The organism is Sphingomonas azotifigens NBRC 15497, assembly GCF_002091475.1.
Classification (GTDB): Bacteria; Pseudomonadota; Alphaproteobacteria; order Sphingomonadales; family Sphingomonadaceae; genus Sphingomonas; species Sphingomonas azotifigens.
The window spans coordinates 1-17179 of record NZ_BCTR01000064.1; the positions used below are offsets into that span (position 1 = coordinate 1).

The window sequence follows — 17179 nt, forward strand, 5'->3', positions numbered from 1 at the left end:
GGTCGCCACCAGATCGCAGCCGAGTCCCTCGATCGCGATTGCCGAGAACGGGTCATCGATCGACATCTCGGCCACCATCCGGCGACCGATCGTCGCGACAGCATCGGCACGGATCGCCGGCGCATCGGCGAGTTGGGCATGGGCAGAAAGCAATTCCATGCCGGAGCGTGTGGGAGTCAGCAGCAGCTTCGCAGCGCCGGCTCGGCCAATAGATTGCGAATGCGGCTCATGCGCCGGACAGAACGACAGGTTTCCGGCCAGATAGACGTCATGCCGTCCGCGGATGTTTTCCTCATAGCCTCCGGAAATCAGAATGCAGAGGCTAGGTGCGTCATGGACATGTTTGGACATTGCGGATCGCGCCGGGTAGCGACGGATTCGCAGTGATTCGAAATATGCACCCATGTCGAGACACTCGCTCGGACAGCATCAAAGGACAATCGCGAACGATATGCGCGAAACGATTTTGGCCTTGGTTGCTTGCTATTCGGCGACCTGTATCACCGCGCTGTCGCGCATGATGGACACGACCACACGCGCAGGCGGCGGGCTTGTGGCGGCATGCGTCGCATGACCAGTCCATGCGTACCACGACTTTCGGCGCGATGGTCACAGCGGGGCGGGCTGCGATCGGACGCTGATGACGTGATAACCCTTCTCGGCGTCTATTTGAGCAACAGCCCTCCGAACGATTCGGAAGAACGAGCTTGCCTCTAAGCTCCGCTGTAACCGTTGCCCCCTTCCCCGCTCAACGCGATAAATTCAGTCCGAAGGACTCATGGTACTTTTGATGGTACCGGACTGTCATCCGAAACATATTGTCATTATTTAACAATCGCTTAAGCAAGTTTCATAGAAGCCCGTAGGGGTCACCATTTTCAAGTAGAAAATGGCGCAACACAGCGCTTTTGCGCGATTTGGCTTGATGGCACCCCACAATTGGTCCCACACATTTTGGTTGCTTTAGCGGCATGATGTGATGCGTCTTGAGCAGTTAGAATGATCCTCACCTAGGAGGTTCGCCCGTTCGTCTCTTCAATGGATGGAACTTGGAAAGCGGCCATTGCTGAGGTCGAACCTGATCGCGAGGTCGACCGGCCATGGGACGATCCTGTCGTTCGGAAGCACGATTGCGAATGACGGGTGTGGGATGAAGTGCCGCCCGCTGCCACGACCTATACTCGAAAATGGACTAACGTAGACCGGGTGCGGCCTGGAAGCCTTCGGCATCAAGCCGCGATAGCCGACGTTTCAAGCAAGTTGGTCTGCTCGTTAGGCCAGGCACATCTGTACCCGACCCTTGAGCGCATGCCCGATTCCCGTCAGATCGTCGAGCGAACCGGCCGGACGATCAGGGTGTTGACGTCCACGTCCGCCGGCTGCTCCACCGCATAGGCGATGGCGCGGGCGATCGCGTCCGGGGTGAGCGCGATCGCACGGAAATCGACCATCGCCTGCGCCGCGACTGGATCGGTGATCGTATGGGCCAGCTCCGATTCCACCACGCCCGGCGCGATGATGGTCACGCGAATGTCGTCATGCTCCATCCGCAGCGCCTCGGAGATGGCGCGCACCGCATATTTGGTCGCGCTGTAGACGCCGCAGGTCGGCCACACGGCATAGCCACCGATTGAGGAGATGTTGACGAACTGGCCCCCGCCCTGCCCCTTGAAGCGCGGGAGCGCGGCGGCGATGCCGTGGAGGACGCCGCGGATATTGACGTCGATCATCCGGTCCCATTCGTCCACCTTCAGGCTGTCGAAGCGCGACAGCGGCATCAGGCCCGCATTGTTGACCAGCACATCGACCCGGCCATAGTCGGCCTCGGCCGCAGCGATGAACGCCTCGAAGTCGGCGCGGTCGGTGACGTCGAGCGAGCGGAAGCCGACCGTGCCGCCCGCCGCGTTCAATTCTTCGTCTAGCGCGGCGAGCCTATCGGTGCGGCGCGCGCCCAGCATCAGCTTCGCGCCACGAGCCGCCAGCAGCCTCGCCGTGCTTTCGCCGATACCGCTGCTGGCGCCGGTGATCGCGATGACCTTGTCTTCGATAGCCATGATAGTCGCTCCTGTTCAGGCGGACCGCACCCTCGATCCGATGTCCCGTAGATGGCGCCATCTGGATCGCGGGTGGTAGAATGGTCATGCGCAATCATTGCACGATATTCCAAATGTCCGGTGGCAGGCTGGATCGATTGTCATCAGCTCTATAGGGTGGAGCCCCAAGCAGCTAAGCGAGTAGCGCGGATGGCGCATGAGGAACTGGCCAAGCAGATTGCCCGATATGCCGAGTGCGACGGCATCATCGACACGCCCATCACTCGCCTGGCGCTGGTCCGCTCGAGCCAGAGCGGCGAGCCGGTGCATATGATCCAGCGCCCGGCTTTGTGCATTATCGCGCAAGGGGGCAAGCGCGTGCTGCTCGGCGACGCGGTGATCGACTATGGCCCCGCTAGCTATCTCGTCGCCTCGCTCGACCTGCCGATCACGGGCGCGGTGACGCAGGCGAGCGCGGATGCGCCCTATCTCTGCTTCTGCCTCTATCTCGACCCCGCCCTGCTGTCGGAGATCGCGCTGACCCTGCCGCCCCTGGCGGGCGCGGAGGATGGCGCCGCAATGACGCTGCACCCGATGACGCCGGAACTGATCGACGCGGCGACGCGGCTGACGGCGCTGCTCGGCGATCCGGCGAACGCGCCGCTGCTCGCGCCGCTGGTCGAGCGGGAATTGCTGGTGCGGCTGATGACCGGACCGGGCGGCGGCGCCCTGCGCGCCATCGCCAGCAGTGAAAGCCGCACCGGACAGATCGCCCAGGCCATTGCCTGGCTCAAGGCCCATTTCCGCGAGCCGTTCAGCGGGCCCCACCTCGCCGCCCTTGCCGGCATGAGCCTGTCGAGCTTCCACGACCATTTCCGCCGCGCCACCGCTATGACGCCGCTGCAATATCAGAAGCAACTGCGGTTGCAGGAAGCGCGAGCGCTAATGCTGGCCGATCGGCTCGACGCGGCAGAGGCGGGCTTCCGCGTCGGCTATGACAGCCCCTCGCAGTTCAGCCGCGAATATCGTCGCCTCTTCGGCGCCCCGCCCGTCCGCGACGTTGGGCGGTTGCGGGCGAGGCCGAAGATGGCGGTCGCGATTTGAGTGAGGTTCGGAGGCCTCTCGATCCTGCGTGGGGCGATCGGCTGCGTCTGCTGCTCGTCGTTGCTTACAGAGCTACGCTTCCGTGGGTCGTGAACCTTTCGCGCCACCTTCCGCCGCCATCGATCAGTCGGATGCGAGGCGGAATGCGCACGCTCGTCGCGCGAAACAGCGTCGGTTCATTGCCGCGTTCCCGAAGCTGCAACAGACCCATGCGAGACGGCCCGAAAGCAGCTGGAGCGAGCGGCGCGCCGAGACCAGCGTTTTAGAGACCATGTTTCACAATTTGTCACAATGGAACATAACGCACGCGAACGCCCGATAGGCCGACCTGCTACGGAGGACCAAGGCCGGATGATCTGGCTCGATGGCATTTTCGGAGCAAGTCGATGCGACACCTGTACGTCCTTATCGCCCTTATGGCGACACTGGTTACCGCTCTCATGATGGCCCTCGTCACCGGCACGGCGAGCGCCCAGACGGCACCTTCCCCGGACCAGGCCAAGGCGAAGTTCGCCGAGATGGACCTCAACCACGACGACGCATTGAGCCTGGACGAATGGAAAGCCGCTGGGCGACGCGAACGCGGCTTCAAGATGATCGACGCCGACGGCGATGGGAAGGTGACGATTGCCGAGTTGCTGGCTGCGCGCGCCAAATACGGCCGGGGCGGCTGAGCGGAGCGCAGGCGCGGCTGCACGGACGAAGCTGGCCAAGCTGCCGCGCCGGGTGTTCCATTCTCCCGTTCAAATGCGACCCGGCTTGCCGTACATTCTCCCGAAACCACTGGAAAAGCATGTCCGAGAGCGCCGGCACCGTAGCGATAATCGAAGACGATCCAGGCATACGCGATCTGGTCGCCAAGCTGTTGCAGCGCGAGCGATACGACGTGTCGGCGCATGGCGGATCGGCGACCTTGCTCGCGATGGGCAATCTCGAGCGGATCGACTGCCTGATCCTCGATCTGATGCTGCCCGGCGAGGACGGCCTCGACATCTGCAGGACGCTGCGGGCACATTGGCCGCGGCTTCCCATTCTGATCGTCACGGCGAAAGACGATCCGGTCGATCGGATCGTCGGGCTCGAACTCGGCGCGGACGATTATCTCGCCAAGCCGTTCAACTCGCGCGAGCTGCTTGCGCGGGTACGCTCGATCATCCGGCGCACGCGCGACATTGCGGCGATCCCGGCGGGCGGCATCGGGGAGAATTTCCAGTTCAACGGCTGGCTGCTGCGCGTCGCGCCGCGCGACCTGCTGGACCCTGCCGGCAATCCCGTGACGCTGACGACGGGCGAGTTCGACTTGCTCAACGCGCTCGTCCAGAACGCCCAGCGCATTTTGTCCCGCGAGTTCCTGATCGATTGGACGCGCGGCGGCCTGGCGGCCCCGACGGATCGCGTGATCGATGTTCAGATCGGCCGGTTGCGGCGCAAGCTGGGCGACGATCCGCGCGAGCCGGCGCTGATCCGCACGGTGCGCGGCGACGGCTATCTGTTCGCGCCGTCGGTGAAGCGATGCTGAGCTGGCTGGGGCGCACGACGCTGCGCCAGCGGATCGGCGCAATCATCCTGCTCCACGCGCTGCTCCTTACCGGCATGCTGGTCGCGTTCGTACGGCTGGGGCCGAAGGACCACGACCGGCTGTACATGATGCCGGTTCCCGATCGAGTCGCCGCGATCGTCACTGCGTTCGAGCGGGCGCCGCCGGAGACCTACCCCGATCTCGTCCGCGCGTTTCAGGACGACCGGCAGAATGTGCGACTGCTGGAGGACCGCGCCCCCTTCGCCCGCGCCGATGCGGACATGGCCGGGTCCGACGCGGTCGCACGCTATCGCCAGGCGCTCGGTGGACGACCGTTCCGTATCGAGGCGAATGGCCATGACATTCTGGGGAGCCTGGCGGAGCAGCCACTGTTGTCGAATAGTCCGTTCCGCGTGATCGTCGCGTTGCCCAACGGTAGCGCGGTGGAGATCCAGCGGGCAATCCCTATGCCGGTCGCCCGGTTTCTCAAGCGGCTGTCGATCGTCGGCATTGCGGTGCTGGTGCTCGATATTCTGGTGATCGTCTGGCTCGCGGCGCTCACCACCGGCCCCGTTGAGCGGCTGGCTAGGGCAGTGCGGCAGGACGATCCCAACGCGCTGGTGACGCACGGTCCGCGCGAAATGAAGGAACTGGGCGAGGCGTTTCTCCAGATGCGGGTGCGCCTCCACGCGCTGCTCGAGGAGCGAACGCGCATCATCGCCGCGGTCGCCCATGATTTCCGCACGTACCTAACCAGGCTGGAACTGCGCAGCGACTTCATCGACGACGAGGAGCAGCGAGCGCTCGCCGAGCGCGACCTGCTCGAGATGCGTAGCCTGATCGACGATGCGCTGACCTTTGCCCGGCCGGGCCCCGAATGGGGGGAACAAGGCGCGGTGATCGACCTGCACGCGCAATTGGCCGAGGTCCTGCACACACGCTGGGAGATGGGCGAGCAGATCCGGCTGGTCGGAGATTGCGTCGGCTGGCGGGCGAAGGTCACGCCGCTGGCCCTGCGGCGGATGCTCGCCAACCTGCTCGACAATGCGGAGCGCTATGGCGGCACCGCCGTCACCATCGCGGTTGCGCGCGCGGGCGGAACGATCTTCCTCAGCGTCGAAGATGACGGCCCCGGCGTGCCGGACGACCGGCTGCCGGAATTGATAGAGCCTTTCATGCGGCTCGAATCCTCGCGCGCGCGGCACACCGGGGGCGTCGGATTGGGGCTTTCGATCGTGCAAGCGCTCGCGCATCGCTTCGGCGGAACCCTGCGGTTGGAGAACCGCCAGGAAGGCGGTTTGCGCGCCATTCTCACCCTGCCGGACGCGGACGCCACGGCCGTTACATAAGCTTACAATCCGCGCATATGGACGCGGCACGGGGGTGGCAAAGATCGCTCCCATGAAAACCCATCCCAGCACTTGCCTGCGCGCAAGCGCCTCTCTGGCCTTTGCCGGCATGCTCGCAGGGTGCGCGACCAGCCGGCTGAGCAATGTGCAGCGCGCCGCGGCGATCCCTGCCGCGCCCGCCGCGATCATGGTCGATGCCGTGTACGCGCCGACCGGCAACGCGAAGGCCGATGAGGCGGGACGCTGGGCCGCTGCGCAGATCGGACGCGACCTTGCCCAGCGCTTGCGCAAAACCGGACTTCGCGTCGTAGATCATGATCGCGTGACGTCGAACGTCGCCCCCGCCCTTCTGAGCGTGTCGGTCCACGCAATCGACCGGGGCAGTTTCGTCAAGCGCATGACCATCGGCTTTGGCGCGGGCCGCGCGACATTGTCGGCAAAGGTGCGCTTAGAGGTGCGTGGGGATAGCCAACCACAGCTCGCCTTTGACGGTAACGCCTGGACCCAGCCCCGTCCCGGACTGGTCTTGCCGGTCGGGATCGGGCTGGCGACGGCCGGGTCGGTAAGTCTGATCCCGCTGGCGGCCAGCGGGACGCTGGGCCTGCGGGAAGGGCTCGGCCGTGCCGTCGCCAGGCTCGACAGGGCGATCCTCCAGCAGCTGAAGCGCCGATACGGTGAAGCGGGGTGGAATTGGCCGACCGAGGCGGCCGGCGACCAGCATGGCACCGGCGCATGACACAATCGCTGACAAACCCCGCGAAGGTGCCTTGCAATGGCACGGTAGAACGGGGGCAGGAAGAAAGAAGGAGCCCTGTCATGAAGCGGTTTTATGCGACACGCCCGGCACTGGCGCTGATCGCCGGCTGCGGTGCGGCAGTCCTGTTCCCAACGGGTGCCAATGCACAGATCCATCGCCAAGGCCCACCATCCGGTCGCGCGATCATCGTCGATCGGGGCCCCGCCCGCACGCACGTGGTGGTGGTCGACCGCAGCAGGCCCGGCTGGTGGCGAGGCCAGCCTGCCTTTGTCGGCTATGTCGGCCCGCGCCGAGGATATTATTTCGCGCCGGGCTATGGCTATTACGCGATACCGCGCGGCTATTGGCAGCGGCCTTTCGTTGCGGGCGTCGTCCTGCCGGTGCCGATGCGCGCCTATGTGGTGGTTGCGCCGGCGGCATATGGCCTGGCGCCCGCCCCCGCAGGCTATGCCTGGTATTATGCAGGCCCCGGCATGGTGCTCGCCGCCACGTCCACCGGCGTGATCGTGCAGTCGGTGGCCGGCGGCTGGTGATTCCCTACGCCTGGCCGGCTTGCCCCCACCCCGAACCGGCCCGGCGGGGCGCCGCGAACTCCGGAGGCGCGGCGCCCACCCCCTTCGATACAAAAGGACCATCCATGGTTTTCAGCAAATTGGTAGCCGCGGCCTCGGCTCTGGCGGTGACCGGCACTGCGATCGCGGCAACGCCGCTGGCGCTGTATCCGGTGAAGATCGGCGCGGAGACCGCCCGCTATGATCGCGGGCGGGTAACCGTCAATCTCGAGCTGCCCGAAGGCGCGGTCGAGGTCCGGCCGCTGTCGATCGAGAAGGGGCAGATCACGCTTGGGATCGCCGTGTTCAACAAGAGCCGATGGCCTGGCAATTTCGGCATCGAGAATGTCGACGTCAGCATCAATGGCGTCCCCGCCTATCTGCCGACGCATGATCAGCTGATGGCGCAGGCGCGCGACCAGGCGCGCGACCGCAAGATCGCCGCGGCATTGATCACCGGCGTGGTGGCGGGCGCGGCATCGACCATGTCGAACAGCTACAGCTATCACCAGCGCGTCTACACGCCGCACGGCGCCTATGGCCGCACCATCCGATGGGAAGACGATACGCCGGGGATCGTCGGCACCACCGCCGCGGTGGCAGCCGGGGCGATCGTGATCCACGGCATCGACCGCAAGCTGGACTATACGCTCGACCGGATCGACGGCAGCGTGCTCCAGACGACGACGGTCGACCCGGGCAACAGCTTCGGCGGGGCCGTGGTGGTCCCCTTCGACAAGAAGATGCCGCTGCCGGCAGAGATCCGGATGCAGATCGAATGGAACGGCACGCGCTATCCCTTCGCGTTCCGCCTCTCGCCACAGGGCATCGCAGTGCCGCGGCCCTTCCCCGCCACGCCGCGGGGCGAAACGATCCCCGTGGACGCCGCGCAGCCTCCCCGCCCCTGATCCTGCACGATTCACCCCGGAAATCGCCCAGCCAATGACCGACCAGCCTCGCACGCGCCGCACGTCCCGGCGCATCTTACTGATCGCCTGCGCCATCACGATCCTTGTCATCGTTGGCGCGGTGATGCTGATGCGGCACCCCAAGCGGGAGCAGGTGGCAAGCGCACCGCCGCGGGTCGGCGTCGCCCGCGCGACCCGACAGGACGTGCCGCAGACCCTTGCAGTCATCGGCACGGTGCAGCCGGTGGTCTCCGCCACAGTGCGGGCGCAGCTCTCGGGCACGATCTTCGCGATCGACGTCAAGGAAGGCCAGATGGTCGCCAAGGGACAGCGCCTCGCGCAGATCGATCCGCGCCCCTATCGGATCGCAATCGCGCAGGCGCAGGGCAACCTAGCGCGCGACATGGCACAGCTTGCCAACGCTCGGCTCGATCTCGCCCGCTATCAGCGGCTGCTCGCCGAAAATTCGATCGCAAGGCAGCAAGTCGACAGCCAGCAGGCCAGCGTTCGTCAGCTCGAGGGGACCGTCACCGCCGACCGCGCAGCGGTGGACAATGCGCGGCTGAACCTGCGCTACACCGATCTGGTCGCGCCGGTGGCTGGGCGTGTCGGCCTGCGCAAGACGGATATCGGCACCTATGTGAGCCCAAGCGACGGCAATGGCGTATTCGTGGTGACGGTCGAGGATCCGATCGACGTATCATTCGCGGTGCCGCAGGCACAGATCGGCTCGCTGATGCGCGCGCAAGGTGCGCCGGTGCGCGCGCTCGACCAGGCATCGTCGCAGGCGCTGGCTGAAGGATCGCTGCTCGCGATCGACAACCAGGCCGATCCCGCCACCGGCACGGTCACGGCAAAGGCGCGCTTCGCCAATGCCGGCGGCAGACTGTTTCCCAATCAGTTCGTCAACGTCTCGGTGCGGACGGGCACCATCGCCAATGCCGTTACCGTTCCGGTCAGTGCGCTCCGGCACGGCGACCAGGGCGACTTCCTGTTCGTGGTCGGCAGCGACAAGGTGGTGCATCTGCGGCGCGTGAAGACCGGCCCTTCGCTCGGGAGCCAGGTCGCCATCCTGTCGGGCATCACCGCCGGAGAGACGGTCGTCAGCACCGGCGCGGACGCGCTGGACGAGGGCATCAAGGTCGCGCCGCTGGCGGATCTGGACGCCGCGCGCCAATGAGCGAAGCCATGGCCGATCGAGGCCGAGCCAATCCGTCCCGGCTTTTCATCGAACGCCCGGTGGCGACGACGCTGCTGATGATCGCGATCCTGCTCGCTGGGTTGATCGGCTATCGCGAGCTGCCGCTGTCGGCGCTGCCGGAGGTCGATTATCCGACGATCCAGGTCACCACCAGCTATCCCGGCGCCGGGCCGGACGTGATGGGGGCCACCGTCACCGCACCGCTGGAGCGCCAGTTCGGCCAGATGGCGGGGCTGGCGCGGATGAAGTCCGTCTCCTCGGTCGGCAGCTCGGTCATCACGCTGCAATTCCGGCTCGACCAGACGCTCGACGTGGCCGAACAGGAAGTGCAGGCAGCGATCAACGCCGCCAATGCGCTGCTGCCCAACGATCTGCCTGCCCCGCCCAGCTATGCCAAGGTCAATCCGGCAGACGCGCCGGTGCTGACGCTCGCCTTCACGTCGAACCTGCGGCCTATTCCGGAGGTGCAGGATCTGGTCGACCAGCGGATCGCCACCAAGATTGCGCAGATGTCCGGCGTCGGCCAGGTTACACTAGGGGCAGGACAGCGGCCTGCGCTGCGGATCCAGGCCGACATGGCCGCGCTCGCCGCGCGCGGCCTGTCGCTCGATCAGCTGCGCACCGCGATCACCAATGCCAGCGTCAACGCGGCCAAAGGCAGCTTCGACGGCGACACGCGCTCCTGGATCATCGATTCCAACGATCAGTTGCAGACCGTGGAGAGCTATCGCGACCAGATCATCCAGCATGTAGACGGCGCGGCGGTTCGCATCGGCGATGTCGCCAAGGTGGTGCAGGCACAGGAGAATGCGCGCGTTGCCGGCTTCATGAACGGCAAGCCCGCGATCGTCCTGGACGTGCGCCGCCAGCCGGGGGCGAACGTGGTCGCCACGACCGACGCGATCAAGCATGCCCTGCCCGCGCTGCAACAGGCGCTGCCGGCGGACGTGCGCGCGCACCTGCTCGCCGATCGGACGACCGGCATCCGCGCCTCGGTCGACGATGTGCAGGTCGAGCTGGTCCTCGCCGTGCTGCTGGTGATGCTGGCGATCTTCTTCTTCCTCGGCGACCTCCGCGCCACGCTGGTCGCCAGCGTCTCCGTGCCGCTCTCGATCATCGGCACCTTCGCCGCGATGCAGCTGCTGGGGTTCAGCCTCAACAACCTCACGCTGATGGCGCTCACCATCGCCAGCGGCTTCGTGATCGACGACGCGATCGTGGTGATCGAGAACATCCAGCGCCACCGCGAGGACGGCGCCGGGCCGATGGCCGCCGCGCTGCGCGGCTCGGCCGAGATCGGCTTCACCATCGTATCGCTCACCCTCTCGCTGATCGCGGTGCTGATCCCGCTGCTCTTCATGGGCGACGTGGTGGGACGGCTGTTCCGCGAATTCGCCGTCACGCTCGCGATCACCATCCTGATCTCGGCGGTGGTAGCGCTCACGCTGACGCCGATGCTCTCGGCGCGCTGGCTGCGCGACGAAGGCGAACGCCGCGCGCATGTCTCCACCTGGACGCTGCGCCAGTTCGACCGGCTCGCCAATGGCTATGCCAGGGCCCTCGACTGGGTGCTGGTACGGCAGACGCTGACGCTGGTCGTCTTCGCCGCCAGCCTCGGCCTCACCGCGCTGCTGTTCGTCGCGATCCCCAAGGGCCTGTTTCCCCAGCAGGACAACGGCCAGCTCCAGGCGGTGTTCGTCGCCGATCACGCCGCGTCGTTCGAGGCGATGGCGGCGATACAGCAGCGGCTCGCCGGCGCGCTGCTCACCGATCCTGCGGTGGCGAGCCTCAATGCCGCTATCGGCGTCGATCCCCAGAATGCCGCGCCCAACCAGGGCCGGATGCTGATCAACCTGAAGGACAAGGGCGATCGCGCCCGGCTGAACCAGGTGATCGGCGACCTGAAGCGGCGCGCGGCTGCGCTGGAGGGGCTGACCTTCCATGTACGGCCCGTCGAGGATCTGACCATCGACACGGAAACCGGGCCCACCACCTATCGCCTCGCCCTGCAGGGCGGCGATCAGGCGGCGCTCGACCAATGGTCCGCGCGCCTCGTTGCGGCGCTGCGCAGCGACCGCGCGCTCGCCAGTGTCGCCTCGGACGTGCAGGCGCAGGGCAATGGCATTACCGTCGCCGTCAACCGCGATTCCGCCGCGCGGCTGGGCGTCAGCGCGGCGGCGGTGGATGCCGCGCTCTACAACGCCTTCGGCCAGCGGATCGTCTCGACGATCTTCACCCAGTCCAACCAGTATCGCGTGATCCTGGAAAGCGCGCCCGGCGCCGTCACCGCGCCCGCCGATCTCGGCCGCGTCTACCTGCCGACCAGCGGAGGCTCGCAGGTGCCGCTGTCCACCGTAGCGCGGTTCGAAACCCATCCCGCGCGACTTGCGGTCCATCGGATCGGCCAGTTCCCCTCCGTGACAATCGGCTTCGACCTCGCGCCCGGCCAGTCGCTCGGCCACGCCGTCGCCGAGATCCAGCGCGTCGAGCAGCGGATCGGGATGCCCGCGACGATCGACACGACGTTCATCGGCTCGGCCGACGCCTTCCGGGCCAGCCTGTCCAATGAAGGTTGGCTGATCCTCGCCGCGATCATCGTCGTCTATATCGTGCTGGGGGTGCTCTATGAGAGCTATATCCACCCCGTCACGATCCTCTCGACGCTGCCATCGGCCGGCGTGGGGGCGCTGCTCGCGCTGCTGGTGACGGGCAATGACCTGGGGGTGATTGGTATCATCGGCATCGTGCTGCTGATCGGCATCGTGAAGAAGAACGCGATCATGATGATCGACTTCGCGCTCGACGCCGAACGGACCGAAGGCAAGGATGCGGAAAGCGCAATCCGCGAGGCGGCGCGGCTGCGCTTCCGCCCGATCATGATGACCACCTTCGCAGCGCTGATGGCGGCGCTGCCGATGATCTTCGGCCAGGGCATCGGCAGTGAGCTGCGCCAGCCGCTCGGCATCGCGATTGCCGGCGGCCTGATCGTCAGCCAGGCGCTGACCCTGTTCACCACGCCGGTGATCTTTCTCGGCTTCGAGCGGCTGCGCCGGCGCTGGAGCGCAGGGCCCGGTGGCGAGCCGCCGGCGGTGGCCGCCGCATGAACGTCGCCGCGCCCTTCATCCGCCGGCCTGTGGGAACGATGCTGCTTACGCTCGGCATCCTGCTCGCCGGGATCGTCGCGTTCTTCCGCCTGCCGGTCGCACCGCTGCCCGATATCGACCTGCCGACGATCAACGTCACCGCCACCCTGCCCGGGGCCAGCCCGCAAACCATGGGGTCGAGCGTCGCCGCACCGCTGGAAAAGCGCTTCCAGTCGATCGCGGGCCTCACCGAACTCACCTCACGCTCGAACGTCGGCATCACCCAGATCACCCTGCAATTCGACCTGTCGCGCAATGCCGACAGCGCCGCGCGCGACGTGCAGGCGGCGATCAACGCCGCACGCGGCGACCTGCCCGCGACCCTGCGGACCAACCCCGGCTATCGCAAGATCAACCCCGCCGCCGCACCGATCCTCATCCTGTCGCTCACCTCCAGCACGCGCTCGCCGGCACAGGTCTATGATGCGGTGGCGGCAACCGTACAGCAGCGGCTGCTTCAGGTGCCGGGGGTCGGCGACGTGCAGCTGGCCGGTGCCTCGCTGCCCGCGGTGCGCGTCGATCTCGATCCCGATGCGCTCAACCGCTACGGCATTCCGCTCGAGGACGTGCGCACCGCCATTCAGTCGAGCGCGGCCAATCGCCCCAAGGGGGTGATCGAGGACAGCAGGACATCGTGGCTGCTCACCACCGCCACGCCGACGCTGCGGGCAGAGGATTATACCGGGCTGATCGTCGCCTGGCGGGGCGGCGCAGCCGTGCGCCTGTCCGACGTCGCCAAGGTGCGCACCGGCCCGGAAGACGTCCGCACCGCCGGTTATTTCAACGGCAGCCGCGCGCTCGACATCCTGATCAGCCGCCAGCCGGGCGCCAACATCGTCCGCACCATCGACCTGGTGAATGCGCAATTGCCCGCGCTGCGCGCCTCGATCCCCGCCGACATCCGGCTCGACCCCGCGGCCGACCTCTCGATCACCATCCGCTCGTCGCTGCACGAAGTGGAGCTGACGCTGGTGATCGCGGTGCTGCTGGTGGTCGCGGTGGTCGGGATCTTCCTGCAATCCTGGCGGGCGACCGTGGTGCCGGCGGTGGCGACGATCGTGTCGCTCGCGGGCACGCTGGCGGTTATGTACCTGGCGGGGTTCAGCCTCAACAATCTGTCGCTGATGGCGCTGACGGTTGCGACCGGCTTCGTCGTCGACGATGCGATCGTGGTGCTGGAGAATATCCAGCGCCATGTCGAGGACGGGATGAAGCCGTTCGAAGCCGCCCTGCGCGGCGCAGGCGAGGTCGGCTTCACGGTGCTGTCGATCTCGCTGAGCCTCGTCACGGTGTTCATCCCCCTGCTCTTCATGGGCGGGCTGGCCGGGCGCCTGTTCAACGAATTCGCCCAGACGATGACGATCGCGGTGCTGATCAGCCTGGTGCTGTCGCTCACCACCACGCCGATGCTGAGCGCGCTCCTCCTGCGCGGGCGCCCGGTGCGGCGACCGCGCGAGAGCCGCTTCGATCGCCTGTTCGGCGCGGTGCAGCAGGGCTATGCCCGCCTGCTCGACTGGGCGCTCGCCCATCGCGCCGTCACCATCCTGATGCTGATCGCGGCGCTGCTCCTCCAGGTCGCATTGATGGCGGGCGTCCCCAAGGGCCTGTTCCCCGATGAGGATACCGGCTCGATTCTCGGCGCCGTCCGCGCGGATCAGGCGATGGGGTTCGGCGCCCTCGACGAACGGCTGCGCGGCATCGCCGCGACGATCAAGGCGGATCGGGCAGTTGCGAACGTCGTGGCGTTCACCGGCGGCCAGCGCATCGGCGGCGGCTTCCTCTTCCTGACGCTCAAGCCCCAAGGCGAGCGCCGGGCCTCGGCCCGCGACGTGGTGGAACGGCTGCGCCCCGCGCTCGACAGGTTCACTGGCACCACGACCTTCCTCAACCCCGTCCAGGATCTGCGCACCGGCGGCCGGCAATCCAACGCGACCTATCAATATACGCTGACCGCCCCCGATGCTCCCCGGCTCCAGGCAGCCGCCGACCAGCTCGCCGCCATGCTGCGCGCCCGGCCCGACCTCGTCACCGATGTCGACAACGACATGAGCGCGGGCGCCGCGAGCGCCTATGTCGAGGTCCTGCGCGATACCGCCGCGCGGCTGGGCATTACCCCGGCTGCGGTCGACCAGACCCTGTACGACGCCTTCGGCCAGCGTCAGGTGTCGATCATCTATAGCGGGCTCAACCAATATCATGTCGTGATGGGCGTGGCGCCGGGCATCGCGGCCTCCCCGGACGGATTGTCGCACATCCATGTTCCCACCGGCCCGCTTACGGGCAGCGGCCAGCAGGGGCCGAGCGCCAATCGCGACGCCGCCGGCGGCGCACCCGTCAACACCAAGGCGGCGACGATGATCCCGCTCGGTGCCTTTGCGCGCTGGAGCGATGCCTCGGCCCCAGCGCAGGTCAATCACCAGGGGGGCGTGCCTTCCGCCACCATCGCGTTCAACCTCGCGCCCGGCGTCTCGCTCGGCCAGGCATCGCGCATGGTCGAGCAGGCAATGGGCAGGATCCGCGCGAAGGACGGCGCTGTCCATGGCGGTTTTGCCGGCACCGCCCAGCTGTTCCAGCGCTCGATGGCGTCGATCCCGCTGCTGATCGGGCTCGCCCTCGTCGCGATCTATATCGTGCTGGGCGTGCTCTACGAAAGCTGGGTTCACCCGCTGACGGTGCTCTCCACCCTCCCCTCCGCCGGGCTGGGCGCGATCGCCACGCTGATGCTGTTCGGCCTCCAGTTCGACCTGATCGGCGCAATCGGCATCCTCCTGCTGATCGGCATCGTCAAGAAGAACGCGATCCTGATCATCGACTTCGCCCTCGAGGCAGAGCGGACGCGCGGGCTGAGCGCGATCGAGGCGATCCGCGAGGCATCGCTGCTGCGCTTCCGCCCGATCCTGATGACCACGCTTGCCGCCGCGCTGGGCGCGGTGCCGCTGGCGATCGGCTTCGGCGCCGGCGCGGAGCTGCGCCGGCCGCTCGGCGCAGCGATCTTCGGTGGGCTGATGGTCAGTCAGGTGCTGACGCTGCTCACCACGCCCGTCATCTATGTCGTGCTCGACCGGTTCGCCCGGCGCGAGCGCCCCCGCCCGGCGCGCACCGTGCCGCCACAGGAAACCTCGCCCGCATGAACCGCGCCTCCCTCCTCCCGCTACTCGCGCTGACCGGATTGGCCGGCTGCTCGCTCGCGCCCGAGTATCAGCGCCCGGCAATGACGCTGCCCGCGACCTTCAAGGAAGCGCCAGGCTGGACCAGCGCCGCGCCGGCCGACGACGTGGCGAAGGGCGAATGGTGGAAACTGTTCGGCGATCGCGATCTCGACGCGCTGGAGGCCCGGGTCGCGATCTCCAACCAGAACGTCGCCGCCTATGCCGCCGCCTATCGCCAAGCGCAGGCAGCGGTGCGGGAAAGCCGGGCCGGCCTGTTCCCCAGCCTGGACCTCAATGGCAGCGCCAGCCGCAGCGAAAGCTTCGACGGCGGAACGACCGGCATCGTGCCGGGCGGATCGGGCGGCACCGCGACGCTCAGTCGCGGCACCACCTCGTCGCTGGCGCTCGGCGCGACCTGGCAGCCGGACCTTTGGGGCCGGGTGGGCAACGCCACCCGGCAGGCCGGCGCGGCGGCGCAGGCGAGCGCGGGCGACCTGCGCAACGCGACGCTGGCCGCGCAGGGCGAGCTGGCCAGCGACTATTTCCAGCTGCGCGGGATCGACGCCCAGGCAGCCTTGCTGGCGGAAACCAGCGCGGCCTATGATCGATCGCTGACGATCACCCGGAACCGCTTCCGCGAGGGCATCGTCTCGCAGGCGGATGTCTTCCAGGCCGAAACCCAGCTCCGCAATGCCCGGGCGCAACAAGCGGATCTCGCACGGCAGCGGGCGATCTACGAACATGCCATCGCCGTGCTGGTCGGCGCCAACCCCTCGCGCTTCTCGATCGCGCCGGCAGCATGGGACCGCACCGTGCCGCAAGTACCCGCGGTGCTGCCCGGCGCGATTGTCCAGCGCCGCCCGGACGTTGCCGCCGCCGAACGACGCGTCGCGGCGGCGAACGCCGCGATCGGCGTCCAGCGGGCGGCGTTCTTCCCCACCCTGTCGCTCTCCGGGTCCGCCCAGACCAACGGGGGTGCGCTAGGCAGCCTGTTCTCCGCCCCCGCCAGCCTGTGGTCGCTGGGCACGAGTGCCGCCCAGACGATCTTCGATGGCGGCGCGCGCTCGGCACGCGTCCGGGAAGCGCTTGCCGCGTATGAACAGGCGGCGGCCGCCTATCGCCAGGCGGTGCTGACTGCGTTTCAGCAGACCGAGGACGGCCTCGCGGCCGTTCGGGTGCTGGCGACCGTCGCCGACGAGCGCGGCGCAGCCGCCACCGCAGCGGTCCAAGCGCAGGCAATCGCCATGAACCAGTATCTCGCCGGCCAGACCGACTATACTGTTGTCGTCACCGCCCAAACCACCGCCCTATCGGCTCGCCAGGCCGAGGTGGAGGCGGTGACGAACCGGCAAGTGGCGACGGTTTCGCTGATTCAGGCGATTGGTGGCGGTTGGGGAGTACTGCGACCGCAGTAAGCGGACGTGGAAGCGCGCACCCACCGGCGTGTATAGCTGACGCCGCCGTG

At 67.2% G+C, this 17179-nt stretch carries 13 protein-coding genes; 11 read left to right on the plus strand and 2 right to left on the minus strand.

Translation table 11 applies throughout. From position 1 onward, the window contains the following. Together SAZ01S_RS23810 and SAZ01S_RS19100 are read right to left on the minus strand one after the other, a co-directional pair. A partial coding sequence (locus SAZ01S_RS23810; protein ID WP_218018125.1) for a hypothetical protein occupies nt 1–351 on the minus strand: 351 nt, incomplete at its 3' end. Nucleotides 352–1322: 971 nt separating this feature from the next. Further along, entirely contained in the window at nt 1323–2054 is a 732-nt protein-coding gene (locus tag SAZ01S_RS19100; protein WP_084583870.1) for an SDR family oxidoreductase, read from the minus strand. Between the two features lie 189 nt (nt 2055–2243). On the opposite strand from SAZ01S_RS19100, the gene SAZ01S_RS19105 reads away from it, so the two are divergent. The 11 genes from SAZ01S_RS19105 to SAZ01S_RS19155 all read left to right on the plus strand — a co-directional run bounded on the left by SAZ01S_RS19105 (nt 2244) and on the right by SAZ01S_RS19155 (nt 17129). After that, nucleotides 2244–3137: an AraC family transcriptional regulator gene (locus tag SAZ01S_RS19105; protein WP_084583871.1), complete on the plus strand. Its 894-nt coding sequence runs from the start codon at nt 2244–2246 to the stop codon at nt 3135–3137. Between the two features lie 386 nt (nt 3138–3523). After that, nucleotides 3524–3811, plus strand: coding sequence for an EF-hand domain-containing protein (locus tag SAZ01S_RS19110; RefSeq protein WP_084583872.1), 288 nt, complete (start codon nt 3524–3526; stop codon nt 3809–3811). Between the two features lie 119 nt (nt 3812–3930). After that, on the plus strand, nt 3931–4656 hold the full coding sequence (locus SAZ01S_RS19115; RefSeq protein ID WP_084583873.1) for a response regulator: 726 nt from the start codon (nt 3931–3933) through the stop codon (nt 4654–4656). Next, a complete protein-coding gene (locus tag SAZ01S_RS19120; RefSeq protein WP_084583874.1) occupies nt 4650–6005 on the plus strand; it encodes an ATP-binding protein in 1356 nt (451 codons plus the stop codon). Before SAZ01S_RS19115 ends, SAZ01S_RS19120 begins: the two co-directional genes overlap by 7 nt. Before the next feature lie 52 nt (nt 6006–6057). After that, nucleotides 6058–6741, plus strand: a complete 684-nt coding sequence (locus SAZ01S_RS19125) for a DUF4410 domain-containing protein (RefSeq protein WP_084583875.1) — start codon at nt 6058–6060, stop codon at nt 6739–6741. A gap of 80 nt (nt 6742–6821) precedes the next feature. Beyond that, nucleotides 6822–7295, plus strand: coding sequence for an RcnB family protein (locus SAZ01S_RS19130; protein ID WP_084583876.1), 474 nt, complete (start codon nt 6822–6824; stop codon nt 7293–7295). A 104-nt stretch (nt 7296–7399) separates the two neighbouring features. Then, nucleotides 7400–8221, plus strand: a complete 822-nt coding sequence (locus SAZ01S_RS19135) for a hypothetical protein (protein ID WP_084583877.1) — start codon at nt 7400–7402, stop codon at nt 8219–8221. Nucleotides 8222–8255: 34 nt separating this feature from the next. Further along, nucleotides 8256–9401 (plus strand): efflux RND transporter periplasmic adaptor subunit, encoded by a 1146-nt coding sequence (locus tag SAZ01S_RS19140; RefSeq protein ID WP_084583878.1) that lies wholly within the window; start codon nt 8256–8258, stop codon nt 9399–9401. An 8-nt stretch (nt 9402–9409) separates the two neighbouring features. Next, nucleotides 9410–12526: an efflux RND transporter permease subunit gene (locus tag SAZ01S_RS19145; protein WP_139810152.1), complete on the plus strand. Its 3117-nt coding sequence runs from the start codon at nt 9410–9412 to the stop codon at nt 12524–12526. Next, complete coding sequence (locus tag SAZ01S_RS19150; protein ID WP_084583880.1) at nt 12523–15696, plus strand: efflux RND transporter permease subunit; 3174 nt, start codon at nt 12523–12525, stop codon at nt 15694–15696. Before SAZ01S_RS19145 ends, SAZ01S_RS19150 begins: the two co-directional genes overlap by 4 nt. After that, a complete protein-coding gene (locus SAZ01S_RS19155) occupies nt 15693–17129 on the plus strand; it encodes an efflux transporter outer membrane subunit (RefSeq protein WP_084583881.1) in 1437 nt (478 codons plus the stop codon). Before SAZ01S_RS19150 ends, SAZ01S_RS19155 begins: the two co-directional genes overlap by 4 nt. Nucleotides 17130–17179: the final 50 nt, after the last annotated feature.